The organism is Microbacterium sp. NPDC090003, from assembly GCF_044748385.1.
In the GTDB taxonomy this organism is placed as follows: domain Bacteria; phylum Actinomycetota; class Actinomycetes; order Actinomycetales; family Microbacteriaceae; genus Microbacterium.
In genome coordinates this window covers 987,541-1,004,256 of the sequence record NZ_JBIVFW010000001.1, presented here as the reverse complement: position 1 = coordinate 1,004,256, position 16,716 = coordinate 987,541, and the positions used below count along the sequence as shown (strand labels likewise).

Annotated in this window: 13 protein-coding genes and 1 riboswitch; of the genes, 9 read left to right on the top strand and 4 right to left on the bottom strand. The window is 68.8% G+C overall.

The window, feature by feature from the left end:
- Genes nadC through ACIPVN_RS04885 form a run of 4 tightly spaced genes read right to left on the bottom strand, consistent with a single transcriptional unit; the run spans position 1 to position 4,371 of the window.
- Complete coding sequence (gene nadC, locus ACIPVN_RS04900) at positions 1-852, bottom strand: carboxylating nicotinate-nucleotide diphosphorylase (protein ID WP_400440224.1); 852 nt, start codon at positions 850-852, stop codon at positions 1-3.
- Positions 852-2,324: an L-aspartate oxidase gene (gene nadB / locus ACIPVN_RS04895; RefSeq protein WP_400440220.1), complete on the bottom strand. Its 1,473-nt coding sequence runs from the start codon at positions 2,322-2,324 to the stop codon at positions 852-854. The genes nadC and nadB overlap by 1 nt, the downstream gene beginning before the upstream one ends.
- Positions 2,321-3,658 (bottom strand): quinolinate synthase NadA, encoded by a 1,338-nt coding sequence (gene nadA, locus ACIPVN_RS04890; protein ID WP_400440217.1) that lies wholly within the window; start codon positions 3,656-3,658, stop codon positions 2,321-2,323. The genes nadB and nadA overlap by 4 nt, the downstream gene beginning before the upstream one ends.
- Positions 3,655-4,371 (bottom strand): NUDIX hydrolase, encoded by a 717-nt coding sequence (locus ACIPVN_RS04885; protein ID WP_400440214.1) that lies wholly within the window; start codon positions 4,369-4,371, stop codon positions 3,655-3,657. Before ACIPVN_RS04885 ends, nadA begins: the two co-directional genes overlap by 4 nt.
- A 259-nt stretch (positions 4,372-4,630) precedes the next feature.
- Between ACIPVN_RS04885 and ACIPVN_RS04880 the strand changes: the two genes are divergently transcribed.
- From ACIPVN_RS04880 to ACIPVN_RS04840, 9 genes are all read left to right on the top strand, one after another.
- Positions 4,631-6,322, top strand: coding sequence for an ABC transporter substrate-binding protein (locus tag ACIPVN_RS04880; RefSeq protein WP_400440211.1), 1,692 nt, complete (start codon positions 4,631-4,633; stop codon positions 6,320-6,322).
- 42 nt (positions 6,323-6,364) lie between these two features.
- Positions 6,365-7,360: an ABC transporter permease gene (locus tag ACIPVN_RS04875; protein ID WP_247622971.1), complete on the top strand. Its 996-nt coding sequence runs from the start codon at positions 6,365-6,367 to the stop codon at positions 7,358-7,360.
- Positions 7,353-8,342, top strand: coding sequence for an ABC transporter permease (locus ACIPVN_RS04870; protein ID WP_400440208.1), 990 nt, complete (start codon positions 7,353-7,355; stop codon positions 8,340-8,342). Before ACIPVN_RS04875 ends, ACIPVN_RS04870 begins: the two co-directional genes overlap by 8 nt.
- Positions 8,339-9,196, top strand: a complete 858-nt coding sequence (locus ACIPVN_RS04865; RefSeq protein WP_400440205.1) for an ABC transporter ATP-binding protein — start codon at positions 8,339-8,341, stop codon at positions 9,194-9,196. The genes ACIPVN_RS04870 and ACIPVN_RS04865 overlap by 4 nt, the downstream gene beginning before the upstream one ends.
- The gene (locus ACIPVN_RS04860) at positions 9,193-10,059 is read left to right on the top strand and encodes an ABC transporter ATP-binding protein (protein WP_400440202.1); all 867 of its coding nucleotides are present in this window, start codon (positions 9,193-9,195) and stop codon (positions 10,057-10,059) included. The genes ACIPVN_RS04865 and ACIPVN_RS04860 overlap by 4 nt, the downstream gene beginning before the upstream one ends.
- A 28-nt stretch (positions 10,060-10,087) precedes the next feature.
- Positions 10,088-10,182: riboswitch (glycine riboswitch) on the top strand.
- A gap of 152 nt (positions 10,183-10,334) precedes the next feature.
- A complete protein-coding gene (locus tag ACIPVN_RS04855) occupies positions 10,335-11,516 on the top strand; it encodes a glycine cleavage system aminomethyltransferase GcvT (protein WP_400440200.1) in 1,182 nt (393 codons plus the stop codon).
- Entirely contained in the window at positions 11,513-11,890 is a 378-nt protein-coding gene (gene gcvH, locus ACIPVN_RS04850) for a glycine cleavage system protein GcvH (RefSeq protein ID WP_400440198.1), read from the top strand. Before ACIPVN_RS04855 ends, gcvH begins: the two co-directional genes overlap by 4 nt.
- 61 nt (positions 11,891-11,951) lie before the next feature.
- Positions 11,952-14,792 (top strand): aminomethyl-transferring glycine dehydrogenase, encoded by a 2,841-nt coding sequence (gene gcvP / locus ACIPVN_RS04845; RefSeq protein WP_400443303.1) that lies wholly within the window; start codon positions 11,952-11,954, stop codon positions 14,790-14,792.
- Positions 14,793-15,013: 221 nt separating this feature from the next.
- Entirely contained in the window at positions 15,014-16,651 is a 1,638-nt protein-coding gene (locus tag ACIPVN_RS04840; protein WP_400440196.1) for an ABC transporter substrate-binding protein, read from the top strand.
- The last annotated feature ends 65 nt before the right edge of the window (positions 16,652-16,716 follow it).

Here is a 16,716-nt window from a genome sequence, read left to right as displayed (position 1 = left end):
TCAGCCGATCCGCAGATCCAGGCCGAGGTCGAGTGCGCGAGCGGAGTGCGTGAGTGCTCCGACCGAGATCACATCGACGCCTGTCGCGGCGATGGCGGCGACCGTGTCGAGATTCACGCCTCCGGAGGCCTCGACCGTGGCGCGCCCACCGATCAGCTCGACGCCCGCGCGGAGGTCGTCGAGGGTGAAGTTGTCGAGCAGCACGGTGTGCGCCCCGCCCTCGAGCACGGCAGGTATCTGGTCGAGACGGTCCACCTCGACCACGACGTGCGCGGTGTGCGGAAGGCGGGCGATCGCGGCGCGCAGCGCCGTGGCGGTATCGACGCCGGAACGGGTGAGGACGGCGAGATGGTTGTCCTTCGCCATCACGGCGTCCGACAGCGAATACCGGTGGTTGCTGCCGCCACCGGAGGCGACGGCGTGGCGTTCGAAGGCGCGCAGGCCGGGAGTCGTCTTGCGGGTGTCGGCGATCCGAACAGGAGTCTGCGCCACCGCTCGGACGTATTCTGCGGTGATCGTCGCGATGCCGCTCATGCGCTGGGTGAAGTTCAGCGCGACGCGCTCGGCGGTGAGGATGCTGCGGGCCGAGCCCGATACGGAGGCGAGCACGTCGCCGGTCTCGAACGCATCGCCGTCACCGACGTGCAGGTCGACGGTCACGTCGGGGTCGGTGAGGGTGAAGGCGGCGGCGAAGACGGCGCCGCCGCTGAAGACGCCGTACTCGCGCGCGACGAGATCCGCGGTGGCCGTCGCGTCGACGGGGATCAGTGCTTCACTCGTCAGGTCGCCCCAGGGTGCGTCCTCCTCGAGGGCGGCGGCGACGACACGGGTGAGGGTGGCGGCGGTGAGCATCAGACTCCGATCAGGGCGGGTTCGCGGAAGTGGGCGCCGACGGACGCGGTGCGCAGGAGAGCGGCGGATGCCGTCGCCTCGGCGAGCACCAGCAGGTTCGCGTCCTCGTGCGCGGTGACGTCGGTCGGGGTGGGGAGCCCGGTGCGCCAGGCGCGGATGGTCGCGAGTGCGAGACGCAGTCCGTCGTCGGTGCGCAGCAGTCCCACCTCGTCCCACATCAGCCGCTGGAGGGCGCCACGCGAGAAGGGCCAGGAGGCGGGCGTCGCTGCGCCCTCGGTGATCCTGTGCGGCTCCGTCGTTTGGGGTCGAGGCCAGGGCGTTCCGATCGCCGCAGCGGCGCGGGCCCCGAACACGGCGCCCTCGAGCAGCGAGTTCGAGGCGAGGCGGTTCGCGCCGTGCACGCCGGTGCGGGCGGTCTCGCCCACGGCGAACAGGCCGGGCATCGTCGTACGGCCGTCGAGATCGGTCGTGATCCCGCCCATCAGGTAGTGCGCTGCCGGGGTCACGGGGATCGGCTCGTGCGCCCAGTCGAAGCCGCGCTCGCGGGTGACGCGGTCGATCGTCGGGAAGCGCCGGCCCAGGGTCGGGGTGCCGAGCATCGTGGCGTCGAGGCGAACGGGCGAACCCTGCTGGGCGGCCTGACGCGCGATGGCCCGCGACACGACGTCGCGCGGAGCGAGTTCACCGTCGGGGTGGCTGTCGAACGTGAAGCGGCGACCGGCGTCGTCGATCAGCGTCGCGCCCTCGCCCCGCACGGCCTCGGAGATCAGGAATGCGGGCTGCGCGTCGAGGATCGTCGGGTGGAACTGCACGAACTCCAGGTCGGCGACCGCCACCCCCGCGCGCAGGGCGGCGGCGATGCCGTCGCCCGTCGTGCCGTCGGGATTCGTGGTGTGCGCGTAGAGGTGCCCCGCGCCCCCGGTCGCGAGTACGACGGCATCCGCTCGCAAATCGCTCGGCGTCCGGTCGCGCAGCAGGCGGATGCCGCGCACGGCAGCGCCGTCGACGATCAGGTCGACGAGGAAGGCGTTCTCGACGACCGTGATGCCGCCGCCGCTCACGGCGGCGGTGAGGGCGCGAGCGATCTCGGCGCCGGTGGCGTCGCCGCCCGCGTGCACGATGCGCGCGTGGCTGTGCGCGGCTTCGCGGCCGAGCAGGAGCGCCCCGTCGGGGGAGCGGTCGAAGGCTGCTCCGCGGGCGATCAACTCGGCGATCCGAGCGGCGCCGTCTGCGACGAGTACCCCGACCGCCGCCTCGTCGGAGAGGCCGGCTCCCGCGGTCATCGTGTCGGCCGCGTGCAGGGCGGCGGAGTCGCCCGCCCCGTAGACACCCGCGACTCCGCCCTGCGCGTAGCCCGTGCACCCCTCGCCGAGCGAGCCCTTCGTCACCACCGTGACGGAGTGGCCGGCCTCATGCGCGTGCAGGGCCGCGGTGAGGCCCGCGATGCCCGAGCCCACCACGATCACGTTCATCGAGCGCTCGCAACCACCGGTGGCTTGGCGGCGAGCATCCGCTCCAAGGAGACGCGGGCCGGGTCGGCGACGTCCGACGTGACGGTGATCCGGTTCGGCGTGCGACCGGCGACCAGTTCCTCGAGCACCCAGGCGAGGTAGCCGGGGTGGATGCGGTACATCGTCGAGCACGGGCACACGACCGGGTCGAGGCAGAAGATCTCGTGCTGCGGATACTGTGCGGCCAGTCGCTTGACGAGGTTGATCTCGGTTCCGATCGCGAACGTCGTGGGTTCGGTCGCCGCATCGATCGCGCGCCGGATGTAGTCGGTCGATCCCGCCTCGTCGGCCGCATCCACGACCTCCATCGGGCACTCCGGGTGCACGATCACCCGTACGCCCGGGTGCTCGGCGCGCGCCTGCTCGATCTGCCCGACGGTGAACCGGCGGTGCACCGAGCAGAAGCCGTGCCACAGGATCACCCGGGAGTCCTCGAGGGTCGCGGCGCTCGATCCGCCGAGGGGTTTGCGCGGGTTCCACATCGGCATCTGCTCGAGCGGCACGCCCATCGCCTTGGCGGTGTTGCGGCCGAGGTGCTGATCGGGGAAGAACAGCACGCGGCGCCCGCGCTCGAACGCCCACTCGAGCACGGTCTGCGCATTCGACGACGTGCAGACGATGCCGCCGTGCCGGCCGACGAAGCCCTTGATCGCAGCCGAGGAGTTCATGTAGGTGACCGGGATCACGGGAACCCGGCCGTCGTCGTCGGTCGCGTCGAGGTCGCCCAGCACGTCTTCGAGTTGCTCCCAGCACTCCTCGACCTGATCGATGTCGGCCATATCGGCCATCGAGCAGCCGGCCGCGAGGTTCGGCAGGATCACGGCCTGATCGGGGCCCGAGAGCAGGTCGGCGGTCTCGGCCATGAAGTGCACGCCGCAGAACACGATCGCCTCGGCATCCGGTCGGCCCTTGGCCGCCGTCGCGAGCTGGAAGGAATCGCCCACGTAGTCGGCGTGGCGTACGACCTCCTCGCGCTGGTAGAAGTGACCGAGAACGACCACGCGGTCGCCGAGCGTCTGCTTGGCGGCGCGGATACGCTCGTCGAGTTCGGCTTCATCCGCCTCGCGGTAGGCGGCGGGGAGCTCTCCCTGACGCGGCGCTCCGGTCGGGATCACATCGCCCATCGAGGAGCCGGGTCCGTAGCCGGGGCGGGTATCGAAGTCCCACGGACCGACGGCGAGATCGGTGGTGCAGGTCTCATCGACGGACGCGCCGGTGACGATCGCCTGGATCGCGTGATCGACCGAGCCGTCCCGCGGCGGGACGGCGGGTGCGGGGACGAAGGTGATGCTCATCGGATGCTCGTTTCTTCGGGACCGAGCGGGCCGCGGGCGGCCAGTTCGACGTCGGTGTTGTCGCGGTACAGGCGGGCGGGTCGGTGGCTGCCGGTGCGGAAGCGGTCGGTGGGGATGAGGTTGCCGCTCGCCTCGACCTGGCGCCGGAAATTGGCGGGATCGAGGTGCCGACCGAGGATCGCCTCGTAGGCCTCGCGCAGGTCGGCGAGCGTGAACTCGGAGGGGAGGAAGCCGTGCGCCACGCGGCTGTAGCCGACCTTGCTGCGCAGGCGCCACAGGGCGTACTCGATGATGTCGGCGTGATCGAAAGCGAGCTCGGGCAGCGCGTCGACGTCGAACCACTCGACGTTCTCGGGCGCGCGTCCGGATGCCCGGTGCGCGGCGCTCTGGGCGAGAACCTCGTCCTGGCGCAGGAGCGCCCAGTAGACGATCGAGATCACGCGCGTGGGGGAGCGGTCGACGGCACCGAAGGCGTACAGCTGCTCGAGATACGACGGGGTGAGGCCCGTAGTCTCGGCGAGCGTGCGCGCAGCGGTGTCGATCGGGGATTCGTCGGGGGCGATCCAGCCGCCGGGCAGTGCCCAGCGGTCGGCGAAGGGCTCGCGCGTGCGTCGCACCAGGGGCAGCGCGAGCGCGGGAGTTCCCGACGACGACGGGCGTAGCGTCAGGATCACGGTGGATCCGGCGACGCGGATGCCGTCAGTTCGAGTCATAGTTACCTTAACCTCCGCTTCGATCTTAGTGTCATCGAGACACTTAGTGCGAGTGGATGACGTTCGAGGCGTCGAGTCCGAAACGTTATGCGATGGCGGAGAGAACTCTTGTCCCCCCGGGCGGGGTTTGTTAGGTTACTGTCCTAACAAACCCCGCCGCTCGGCAGAGCAGCCGACGGCGGCCACGATCCCCACCCCCGAGGATCGGCCCCACACCCGGGGCGCCCCTCCTGCAGTGCAGCACCGAGAGGAATCAAGAATGATCCGTAATGGCAAGCGCAAGATCGCGCTCACCGCGGTAGCGGGGGCATCCGTCCTCGCTCTGGGCCTGACCGCCTGCGGTTCGGGCGGCAGCGGCGACTCCGACGCGAACGGCGACCGTGCCCTCCGCGTCTGGGCGGGCAGCCAGACCCCGATCACGGCGAACTACAACCCCTTCGCGCCCACCGTGCTCCACGGTGCGCTCGGCCCCATCTACGAGCCGCTGTTCTTCTTCAACAAGACCGCGGACACCGAGCCCGTCGGCCTCATCGGCGACACCTACGAGTACAACGAGGACGGTACGGTGATCACCGTCACCATCAAGCCCGACCTCAAGTGGAGCGACGGCGAGCCCCTCACGGCGGGCGACGTCGCGTTCTCGTTCGGCTACGAGGCCAACAGCCCCGACGCCAATGGACTGGTCTCGGCCGAGGCGACCGACGACACCACCGTCGTGCTCACCTACGACAGCGCGCAGTACACCACCGAGTTCCAGCGGCTCGGGTCGACGTACATCCTCCCCGAGCACATCTGGAAGGACATCGACGATTACGCCAACTTCGCCAACGAGGATCCGGTCGGATCCGGCGCCTACGTCGTCGACAAGACCACGAGCGAGTCGTACACCCTGGTCGCGAACGAGAACTTCCGCGACGCCGCCGACCTCGGCGTCAAGAAGGTGCAGTACATCGCCGTCGACAACAACCAGACGGCGCAGGACCTGCTCGCCGCCGGAAAGCTCGACTGGACGGGCATGTTCATCCCGAACCCGGATGACGTGACCGCGAACGGCGCGATCGACTGGGTCAACACGCCGCAGGACCCGACGGTGCTCTACACCTGCTCCAACGCCGACCTCGGCTGCACGGGACCGCAGACCGACGTCGCCGTGCGCCAGGCGCTCAATGCGGCCATCGACCGCGGCACCATCAAGGAGAAGGCGTTCGTCGACCTGACCGCCGAGATCTCGCCCACCTACGCCCTGCTTCCGCGTGACGAGAAGTGGGTCGCCGACCCCGCGAACGAGCTCAGCCCGCAGGAGGCCGACGCGACCGAGGCCGGATCGATCCTCGAGGCCGCCGGGTACACGAAGGGCTCCGACGGCATCTATGAGAAGGACGGCGTGCCCGTCGAGCTCAGTCTGACCTCGGTCGACGGCTGGACCGACTACAACGACGCCGCGAAGCTCATCGCCGAGCAGGCCGAAGCCGCGGGTATCAAGATCAACGCGTCGACCGTGCAGTGGCAGGAGTTCTCCGACACCCGCCAGAGCGGCGACTACCAGCTCATCGTGGGCGGGATGATCGGCACCTCGGTCGCCGACCCGTTCCAGATCTACCGCGACTGGTTCGGCGGCACCGCCGTCGCTTCGACCGGCCCCGTCGGCGAGGAGATCCCGACCGGGCGTTGGAACTTCAGCCGCTACGACAACCCGACCGTCGATGCCGCGATCCAGTCCGCGATCAGCACGAACGACGAGGCGACGAAGAAGGAGCTGTACGCGACGATCCAGACCGAGATCGTGCGCGACCTCCCGTACATCCCGCTGGTGATCAACGCCACCCAGACCTTCTACAACACGAAGGACTACACGGGCTGGCCGACGGAGGAGGACCTGTACGCGTTCCCGCCGTCCTGGGGCGCGATCGCGGCGGGCTACGTCCTGACGCATCTGCAGCCGGTCGAGTAAGCACCGTCACCGGGGAAGCAGGAAGTCGAGGAAGACGCACACATGAAGTTCTATGCACGACGGATCGGGTTCTACGCCTTCACGCTGTGGGCCGCGATCTCCATCAACTTCCTGCTTCCCCGCATGATGCCGGGCAATCCCGCCGACATCATGATCGCCAAGATGCAACGCGCGGGCGGTGACGTCTCGGAGACGACCATCCGCAACATCAAGCTCCTCCTCGGAGGTGACGACTCGTCGCTGTGGGAGCAGTACCTCTCTTACTGGGGGCGGATGTTCCAGGGCGACCTGGGCGTCTCGGTGACGAAGTTCCCGACCCCCGTGACCGAGCTCATCGGGCAGGCGCTGCCGTGGACGCTGATCCTCGTCGGCACCGCGACCGTGATCTCGTTCATCCTCGGCGTCGTGCTCGGCGCGTGGGCGGGGTGGAAGCGCGGCACGTGGGTCGATCACCTGATCCCCGCCACGACCGTGCTGCAGTCGATCCCGTATTTCTGGATGGCGCTCATCCTCGTCGCCGTGTTCGCGGTCGGCCTCGGCTGGTTCCCGATCTTCGGCGGCTACGACGTCTTCGACTTCCCGGACGGCCCGGAGCCGACATGGGCGTTCTTCACGAACGCCGTCTCGCACGCCATCCTCCCGGCGGTCACGATCGTGATCAGCTCGGTGGGCGGATGGCTGTTCGGCATGCGCAACATGATGGTCTCGACCCTCGCCGAGGACTACGTCCTCACCGCCGAGGCCAAGGGGCTGCGTCCCCGGCGCATCCTCACCACCTACGCCGCGCGCAACGCGGCCATCCCGTCGATCGCGGGCTTCTCGATCACCCTCGGGTTCGTGGTCGCCGGGTCCATCGTCATGGAGCAGGTCTTCACCTACCCGGGCATCGGCAAGCTCATGTTCCAGGCCGTCACCAACAACGACTACGCGCTGATGCAGGGACTCTTCCTCGTCATCACGATCACCGTGCTCGCCGCCAACTTCTTCATGGATCTCATCTACGGATTCATCGACCCGAGGGCTCGCCAGAATGTCTGACACCAAGCTCACCCCGATGCAGATCGTCAAAGAGCAGCCGACCGACGAGCCGGCCACCACCATGACCCTCGCCACCGCGACCGGTCGTCCGAAGCGGGGGCGCGGCCTGCTGCCCACCCGCTCGGCGAAGTTCGTGACCGGCCTCGTGCTCGTGCTCGCGATCGCGCTGTTCGCGATCATCGCGCCGTTCTTCACGCAGAACCCGCGGAGCACCGACAACGCGGCCCTGCAGCCGCCCTCGGCCGAGCACTGGCTGGGCACGACCAAGCTCGGCAACGACATGCTCGCGCAGCTCGCGATCGGCGCGCAGGGATCGCTGCTCGTCGGCGTCACCGCCGGGGGCATCGCGATCGTGCTGTCGCTGCTCTTCGGCGTGCTCGCCGGGTACCTCGGCGGGTGGCGCGAAGACGGGCTCGCCCTCATCACGAACGTGATGATCGTCATCCCCGGCCTGCCGCTCGTGATGGTGATCGCGTCGTTCGTGCCGCAGCGCAGTTGGCAACTGGTGGCCTTCGTGCTCGGCATCACGTCGTGGGCGGGTGCCGCGTACGTGCTGCGGCTGCAGACGCGCTCCCTCCGCACCCGCGACTACGTGTCGGCCGCGAAGGTGGCCGGTGAGCGGTCGTTCCGCGTGATCCTCGTCGAGATCATGCCCAACCTCCTGCCGCTGCTGACCGCGCAGTTCCTCTTCGCGATCATCTTCGCGATCCTCGGCGAGGCGGGTCTGTCGTACCTGGGGCTCGGCCCGAACTCCTCGATCACGTGGGGCACGATCCTCAACGACGCACAGTCCGGACAGGCGCTCGGACGCGGAGCCTGGTGGTGGTTCGTGCCGCCGGGCGTGATGATCGCGCTCCTCGGAGCGGGACTCGCACTGATCAACTTCGCCATCGACGAGATCATCAACCCGAAGCTGCGCAACGCGCCGGATGCCGCGCGACGGGTCCGCCGGGCAGCCAAGACGAAGGGGGTCGCGGCATGAGCGACGCCGTCCTCACCGCCCGCGACGTCTCGATCGAGTACGAGGTCGACCCGCCGGTCAAGGCCGTGCGCAACGTCTCGCTGACCCTGCACCGCGGCGAGATCCTCGGTCTCGCGGGGGAGTCGGGGTGCGGCAAGACGACGCTCGCCTACGGCATGAACCGGCTGCTCAAGGCACCGGCGCTCATGACGAGCGGGGAGATCGTCTTCCACGACCGCGACGGATCGGACATCGACATCGTCGGCCTGCGCGACGACGGGCTGCGGGCCTTCCGCTGGGACAAGATCTCGATGGTCTTCCAGGGCGCGATGAACTCGTTGAACCCCGTCATCGACGTCCGCGCCCAGATCTACGACATCTTCGACACGCATCGCCCCGGTATGACGCGCGCGGCGAAGAAGGCTCGCGCCGAGGAGCTGCTGGAGCTGGTGGGCGTCGATCCCACGCGGCTGACGAGCTTCCCGCACGAGCTCTCGGGCGGCATGCGCCAGCGCATGATGATCGCGATGGCCCTCGCCCTCGACCCGCAGGTCATGATCATGGACGAGCCCACCACGGCGCTCGACGTGGTGGTGCAGCGCGGCATCATCCGCGAGATCATGCGGCTGCGCGAGAAGCTCGGCTTCGCGGTGATCTTCATCACCCACGATCTGCCGATGCTGATCGAGATCTCCGACCGCATCGCCGTGATGCTGCAGGGCGAGATCGTGGAGCAGGGCACCGCCGAGGAGATCTACCGCTCTCCGCAGCACGAGTACACGAAGCGGTTGCTGTCGAGCTTCCCCAGTCTGCGCGGAGAGCGCGGGGACTTCGTCCGCACCGGAATGCACGAGAGTCAGGAGCAGGTGCGATGAGCGCTCACACGGATGCCGGCGCGACGACGCGCACGCTCGAGGCGCGGCACCTCACGAAGGACTTCTCCCTGCGGTCGGGCTTCAGAACCAGCATCCTGCACGCGGTGAAGGACGTCTCCTTCACGCTCGCGGCGGGAAAGACGATCGCGCTCGTGGGGGAGTCCGGCTCGGGCAAGTCCACGATCGCACGCATGCTCATGAAACTCGAGACCCCGACGAGCGGGCAGATCCTGCTCGACGGATCCGAGACCGGCATACGGGGACCGGGGCTCGCCCGCTATCGCTCGGACGTGCAGATGGTGTTCCAGGACCCGTTCGCCTCGTTGAACCCTTTCCACTCGATCGTGCACCACCTCGAGCGACCGCTGCGCATCCACCACCCGGAGCTGAGCGGCGCGCAGGTGCACGAGCGCGCTCTGGAGCTTCTGGACCGCGTGCGGCTGTCGCCTGCGACGGGCTTCGCCGATCGCAAGCCGCACGAGCTCTCGGGCGGTCAACGCCAGCGCGTCGCGATCGCGCGTGCCCTCGCCCCCGGCGCGCGCTTCATCGTCGCCGACGAACCGGTGTCGATGCTCGACGTGTCGATCCGTCTCGGGGTGCTCAACCTGCTCGCGGATCTGCAGCGCGAAGACGACCTCGGCGTGCTCTACATCACGCACGATCTCGCGACGGCCCGGCACTTCTCCGACGAGATCATGGTGCTCTACAAGGGCGACGTGGTCGAGCGCGGGCCGGCCGACGAGGTCATCCTGAATCCGCAGCACGCCTATACGAAGACGCTGCTGGGCGCCGCGCCGGAGCCCGAGAATCTGGGACGGCTGCGCGACGAGGTCAGGCGGGAGCTCGCGGCGGAGACCCGCTAGACTGGGCGCACAATCGAACACGGGCCGAATGACCCCCGCGGGAGAGCCCCGGCGAACGCAGCCGGGCACCGAAGGAGCAAGCCTCCCCGCCAATCTCTCAGGTACGCGTACCGCGCGGTTCCGGCCACTCTGAAAAGCGATCCCGCCCGTCGGGGGATCCGCCGACGGTGAAAGCCCTGCGCCAGCGCGGGCGAAACTCTCAGGCCCATGACAGAGGGGGAGTTCCGAGGGACGGCGATGTCGTCGTTCCGCCCGTCTGCAACCGGGAGAACTCCATGTCCGATCCCCGTTACACCCCGCTCCGCGAGCGCCACGAGGCGCTCGGTGCGTCGTTCACCGACTTCGGCGGCTGGCAGATGCCGGTGCGCTACACCTCCGATCTCGCCGAGCACCACGCGGTGCGGCAGTCGGCCGGCATCTTCGACATCTCGCACATGGCGGAGTTCCTCGTCACCGGGCCGTATGCGGGGGAGTTCCTCGACTACGCACTCGCCGGTCGCATCTCGGCGATGCCCGTCGGCAAGGCGAAGTACTCGCTGATCCTGGCCGCCGACGGCGGGATCATCGACGACGTCATCGCCTACCGCATCGCCGACGACCGGTTCCTGGTGATCGCGAACGCCGGCAACCGGGGCTTCGTCGACTCCGCCTTCGCGTCGCGCGTGCGCTCGTTCCCCTCGATCATCGAGCGGCAGCAGCAGCGCGCCGAGGGCGAGGAGCGCAGCTTCGCCGGATTCCTGGGCGACCGGGGCGTCGACGTCGAAGACGTCTCCGATGCCTTCGCCCTGATCGCGGTGCAGGGTCCGGCGGCGCAGGCGATCCTCGCCGATACGCAGGGTATCGACGCGCTCAGCACGCCCTGGAGCGAGCAGAAGTACTATGCCTGGGCCGAGGCGACGTTCCTCGGCGAGCACCTGCTCATCGCGCGCACCGGCTACACCGGCGAGGACGGCTTCGAGCTCCTCGTCCGCGCCGACGACGCGGCGGCGCTGTGGGACGCGCTCCTCATCGCCGGCGAGCCGCACGGTCTCGTGCCGGCCGGACTCGCCGCTCGCGACACCCTGCGCCTCGAGGCGGGCATGCCGCTCTACGGGCACGAGCTGACGACCGGGACCACCCCCGCGCAGGCGGGGCTCGGCCGCGTGGTCGCCGCCGACAAGCCGAGCTTCGTCGGCAAGGACGCTGCGGACGCCGCCGCCGACGCCCCCGTGCTCGTGGGTCTCGTCGCCGAGGGCAAGCGCGCCGGCCGCGCCGGTTACGGCGTCGTGGACGCCGACGGCGCCCCGCTCGGTGAGATCACCAGCGGTGCGCTCAGCCCCACCCTCGGCCATCCGATCGCGATGGCCTACGTGACCCCTACTTCCGCGGAAGAGGGAACCGCAGTATTCCTGGATGTGCGGGGGACGAGGATCCCCGCGACCGTGACCGCTCTGCCTTTCTACCGGAGGACGAAATGACCGATCTCAGCACCCTGCACTACACCGAGGAGCACGAGTGGATCGCCGCCGACGGCGACACCCTCACCGTCGGCATCACCGACTACGCCGCCGACAAGCTCGGTGACGTGGTCTTCGTCGAGCTGCCCGCCGTGGGCACCGAGGTCGCCGCGGGCACCGTCGTCGGCGAGATCGAGTCGACCAAGTCGGTGGGCGAGCTGTACGCGCCCGTGACCGGCACCGTCGTCGAGGTCAACGACGCGGTCGTCGACGACCCCTCGCTCGTCAACGCCGAGCCCTTCGCGGGCGGATGGCTCATCAAGGTGTCCGTCGCGGGTGGCACGCCCGACGGACTGCTCGACCGCGACGCCTACGTCGCACTCACGGAGGGCTGATCCGCACGTGGTCACTTTCGCCGATCGTCATATCGGACCCACGGCCGACGCGCAGCGTCGGATGCTCGATGCGCTCGGCATCGGGCCGGACGCCGACCCCGAGGGGCCTCTCGAAGCGCTGATGACCGACGCGGTGCCGTCGTCGATCTTCACGGCCGCACCGTCGGACTCCGCGCTCGCGGGCAGCAGCATCCCCGCCGCCGCCAGTGAGACCGAGGCGCTCGCGGAACTGCGCTCGCTCGCCGCGCGCAACACGGTGAATCGACCGATGATCGGCCTCGGGTACTACGGCACGATCACCCCGCAGGTGATCCAGCGCAACGTGCTCGAGAACCCCTCGTGGTACACGGCCTACACGCCCTACCAGCCCGAGATCTCGCAGGGCCGCCTCGAGGCGCTCATCAACTTCCAGACGATGGTGGCCGACCTCACGGGGCTCTCGACCGCCAACGCGTCGATGCTCGACGAGTCCACCGCCGTCGCCGAGGGCATGCTCCTCGCACGCCGCGCGTCGAAGGCGAAGACCGATGTGTTCGCCGTCGACGCCGATGCGCTCCCGCAGACGCGCGCGCTCCTCGAGAACCGGGCGGATGCCGTCGGCATCCGGCTCGTCACGGTGGACTTCGCCGCAGGCGAGCAGCTGCCGGCCGAACTGTTCGGCGTCTTCGTCCAGTACCCCGGTGCCTCCGGCCGCGTGTGGGATCCGTCCGCCGTGATCGACGCGGCGCACCTCGCCGGTGGTCTGGCGGTCGTCGCGGCCGACCTGCTCGCGCTGACCCTCCTCACCTCGCCGGGCGCCCTCGGCGCCGACGTCGCGGTCGGCACGACCCAGCGTTTCGGCGTGCCCATGGGCTTCGGCGGCCCGCACGCCGGGTACATGGCGGTGCGCGCCGGTCTCGAGCGTCAGCTCCCCGGCCGCCTCGTGGGTGTGTCGGTCGACGCCGACGGCAAGCCCGCGTACCGCCTGTCGCTGCAGACGCGCGAGCAGCACATCCGCCGCGAGAAGGCGACTTCGAACATCTGCACCGCGCAGGTGCTGCTCGCGGTCATGGCGTCGATGTACGCCGTCTATCACGGGCCCGACGGGCTGACGGCGATCGCCCGGAGCGTCGCCGACAAGGCCGGGCTGCTGCGCTCCTGGCTCGTCGAGGACGGAGCCGACGTCGTTCACGACGCGTTCTTCGACACGGTGCAGGTGCGCGTCCCCGGGCGCGCGGCCGAGTACGTCGAGCAGGCTCACCACGGCTTCGGCATCCTGTTGCATGCGGCTGACGCCGACACCGTGGGCATCTCGGTCGACGAGACCACGACCGTCGACGAACTGCTGCAGGTCGCCCGCGTCTTCGGCGGCCGCGCCGAGCGCGCCTTCGCCTTCGTCGCAGGTCAGGACGCCCTGCCCGACGGCCTGGTGCGTCAGGAGGAGTTCCTCACGCACCCCGTCTTCCACGCGCACCGCAGTGAGACGGCGATGATGCGCTACCTCAAGAGCCTCGCCGACCGCGACTACGCGCTCGACCGCGGCATGATCCCGCTGGGCTCGTGCACGATGAAGCTCAACGCGGCCACCGAGATGGCGGCGATCACGTGGCCCGAGTTCGCGGGCATCCACCCGTTCGCCCCGGCATCCGACGTCGCCGGCTACCTCGAGCTGATCGATCAGCTCGAGGCCTGGCTGGCCGAGGTCACCGGGTATGACGCGGTGTCGCTGCAGCCGAACGCCGGCTCGCAGGGCGAACTCGCGGGGCTCCTGGCGATCCGCGGCTTCCACCTCGCGAACGGCGACGAGCAGCGCACCGTGTGCCTGATCCCGTCGTCGGCGCACGGAACGAACGCCGCGTCCGCCGTGCTCGCCGGGATGAAGGTCGTCGTCGTCGCGTGCGACGAGCTCGGCAACGTCGACCTCGACGACCTGCGGGCGAAGATCCAGGTGCATGCCGAGCAGCTCTCGGCGCTGATGATCACCTACCCGTCGACCCACGGCGTGTACGAGCACGACGTGGTCGAGATCACGTCCGCCGTGCACGATGCGGGCGGTCAGGTGTACGTCGACGGTGCGAACCTGAATGCGCTGCTCGGCTACGCCCGTTTCGGCGACCTCGGCGGCGACGTCTCGCACCTCAACCTGCACAAGACCTTCGCGATCCCGCACGGCGGGGGCGGACCGGGTGTCGGCCCGGTCGCGGCCAAGGCGCATCTCGCCCCCTACCTGCCCTCGCATCCCCTCGCGCAGCGCGCGGAGCACGCGGGAGGCCACGTCTTCGCCGGCGGCGTCGTCTCGGGCGCCCCCTACGGCTCAGCGGGCGTGCTCCCGATCTCGTGGGCGTACGTGCGGATGATGGGCGGTGCGGGCCTGCGGCGTGCGACCGCCGCGGCCGTGCTGTCGGCGAACTACATCGCCGCTCGCCTGGGCGAGCACTACCCGGTGCTCTACACGGGGGAGAACGGTCGCGTCGCCCACGAGTGCATCCTCGATCTGCGCCCGTTGAAGGAGAAGACGGGCATCACCGTCGACGACGTCGCGAAGCGCCTGATCGACTACGGCTTCCACGCGCCGACCATGTCGTTCCCGGTCGCCGGGACCCTGATGGTCGAGCCGACGGAGTCGGAGGACCTGGGCGAGATCGAGCGGTTCATCGAGGCGATGATCCAGATCAAGGCGGAGGCGGATGCCGTCGCGGCGGGTCGCTGGCCGGCCGACGACAACCCGCTCGTGCACGCACCGCACACGGCCGTGTCGCTGATCGCGGGGGAGTGGACGCACGCGTACACCCGCGAGGAGGCCGCCTATCCGGTGCATGCGCTGATCACCGGCAAGTACTGGCCGCCGGTGCGCCGCATCGACCAGGCGTACGGAGACCGGAATCTCGTCTGCGCCTGCCCGCCGATCGAGGCGTTCGCCTGACCCGATAACACGTCGACGGCACCGTTTCCTCCCGGAGACGGTGCCGTCGGAAGTTTTACGGCGTGTTGCCGTGTGTTTCGGCGATGTTTCGGATGGTCACCACTCAGTAACGGTTGATTATCCGGGCGCGTCGGGCGCCGGATGCCGGGATACTCTGAAATATCCCTACGTGCTCGACGATGAGCGCGCAGTCAGAAGTACACGTCCTAGGAGGACACATAGTGAAGCGCAACAAGATCGCCCTTGCGGGCACCGCGCTGTTCGCGATCGGCGCCCTGGCGCTCGCGGGCTGCGCGAGCGGTGGTGGAAACGACTCCGACGGCGGCAGCGCGTCGGGCGAGGCGAACCCGGACGCCATCATCACCACGAACGGCTCGGAGCCGGAGAACCCGCTGATCCCGACCAACACCAACGAGGTCGGCGGCGGAAAGATCCTCGACGAGATCTTCGCAGGGCTCATCTACTACGACGCCGACGGCGAGCCCGTCAACGACGTCGCCGAGGAGATCACGACCGAGGACCCGCAGCACCTCACGGTCAAGATCAAGGAAGGCCTCACCTTCACCGACGGTGAAGAGGTCACCGCCGACAACTTCATCAAGGCGTGGAACGAGGGCGCCAAGCTCTCCAACGGCCACCTGTCGAGCTACTTCTTCGAGGACATCGAGGGCTTCAGCTACGACGAGGACTCCGAGCTCACGGGTCTGGAGCAGGTCGACGACTACACCTTCACGATCGCGCTGAACAAGCCGGCATCCGACTTCGCTCTGCGTCTCGGCTACTCGGCGTTCTACCCGCTCCCGGACGTGGCCTTCGAGGACATGGACGCATTCGGTCAGAACCCGATCGGCAACGGCCCGTACAAGATCGACGGCGACGACGCGTGGCAGCACGACGTCCAGATCGACCTCGTCCGCAACGACGACTACGAGGGCGGCCGTCAGGCGAAGAACGGCGGTCTGACGATCAAGTTCTACGCGACGCAGGAAGCGGCGTACGCCGACCTGCTCTCGAACGAGGTCGACGTCATCGACGCGATCCCGACGAACTCGCTGGCCGTCTTCACCGACGAGCTCGGCGACCGCGCCGTGAACCAGCCTTCGGCCGTGTTCCAGTCGTTCACCATCGGCCAGTTCCTCCCGCACTTCTCGGGTGAAGAGGGCAAGCTGCGTCGTCAGGCGCTGTCGATGGCGATCAACCGCGAAGAGATCACCGAGACCATCTTCTCGGGCTCGCGCACCCCGGCCGCCGACTTCACCTCGCCGGTCATCGCCGGCTGGTCGGACTCGGTCCCCGGCAGCGAGGTTCTCGACTTCGACCCCGAGAAGGCGAAGGAGCTGTGGGCCGAGGCCGACGCTATCTCGCCGTGGGAGGGTGACTTCAAGATCGCTTACAACGCCGACGGCGGGCACGACGCCTGGGTCGACGCGGTGAGCAACCAGATCAAGAACAACCTCGGCATCAGCGCCTCGGGCGACCCGTACCCCACCTTCCAGGACCTTCGCACGAAGATCAACGACCGCACCATCACCACGGCTGCGCGTTCGGGCTGGCAGGCGGACTACCCGGGTCTGTACAACTTCCTCGGACCGCTCTACGCCACCGGCGCAGGCTCGAACGACGGTGACTACTCGAACCCCGCGTTCGACGAGCTCATCTCGGCCGGCATCAGCAACCCCGACGCCGACGCGCAGATCGAGGACTTCACCAAGGCTCAGGAGGTTCTCTTCGAGGACCTCCCCGCCATCCCGCTGTGGTACTCCAACGTGACCGGTGGATTCAGCGAGAACGTCGACAACGTCACGTTCGGCTGGAACTCCGTCCCGCTGTACTACGAGATCACGAAGGCCGGCGAGTAAGATCTAACGGCACTTCACCTGTGAGGCGGTGACGATTTTCGTCACCGCCTCACAGGCTTGTGTTC

Excerpts from the sequence above, each read along its gene's own strand:
- nadC (WP_400440224.1), bottom strand. The coding sequence starts at position 852 with ATGCTCACCGCCGCCACCCTCACCCGTGTCGTCGCCGCCGCCCTCGAG.
- nadB (WP_400440220.1), bottom strand. The coding sequence starts at position 2,324 with ATGAACGTGATCGTGGTGGGCTCGGGCATCGCGGGCCTCACCGCGGCC.
- nadA (WP_400440217.1), bottom strand. The coding sequence starts at position 3,658 with ATGAGCATCACCTTCGTCCCCGCACCCGCCGTCCCGCCGCGGGACGGC.
- ACIPVN_RS04885 (WP_400440214.1), bottom strand. The coding sequence starts at position 4,371 with ATGACTCGAACTGACGGCATCCGCGTCGCCGGATCCACCGTGATCCTG.
- ACIPVN_RS04880 (WP_400440211.1), top strand. The coding sequence starts at position 4,631 with ATGATCCGTAATGGCAAGCGCAAGATCGCGCTCACCGCGGTAGCGGGG.
- ACIPVN_RS04875 (WP_247622971.1), top strand. The coding sequence starts at position 6,365 with ATGAAGTTCTATGCACGACGGATCGGGTTCTACGCCTTCACGCTGTGG.
- ACIPVN_RS04870 (WP_400440208.1), top strand. The coding sequence starts at position 7,353 with ATGTCTGACACCAAGCTCACCCCGATGCAGATCGTCAAAGAGCAGCCG.
- ACIPVN_RS04865 (WP_400440205.1), top strand. The coding sequence starts at position 8,339 with ATGAGCGACGCCGTCCTCACCGCCCGCGACGTCTCGATCGAGTACGAG.
- ACIPVN_RS04860 (WP_400440202.1), top strand. The coding sequence starts at position 9,193 with ATGAGCGCTCACACGGATGCCGGCGCGACGACGCGCACGCTCGAGGCG.
- ACIPVN_RS04855 (WP_400440200.1), top strand. The coding sequence starts at position 10,335 with ATGTCCGATCCCCGTTACACCCCGCTCCGCGAGCGCCACGAGGCGCTC.
- gcvH (WP_400440198.1), top strand. The coding sequence starts at position 11,513 with ATGACCGATCTCAGCACCCTGCACTACACCGAGGAGCACGAGTGGATC.
- gcvP (WP_400443303.1), top strand. The coding sequence starts at position 11,952 with ATGCTCGATGCGCTCGGCATCGGGCCGGACGCCGACCCCGAGGGGCCT.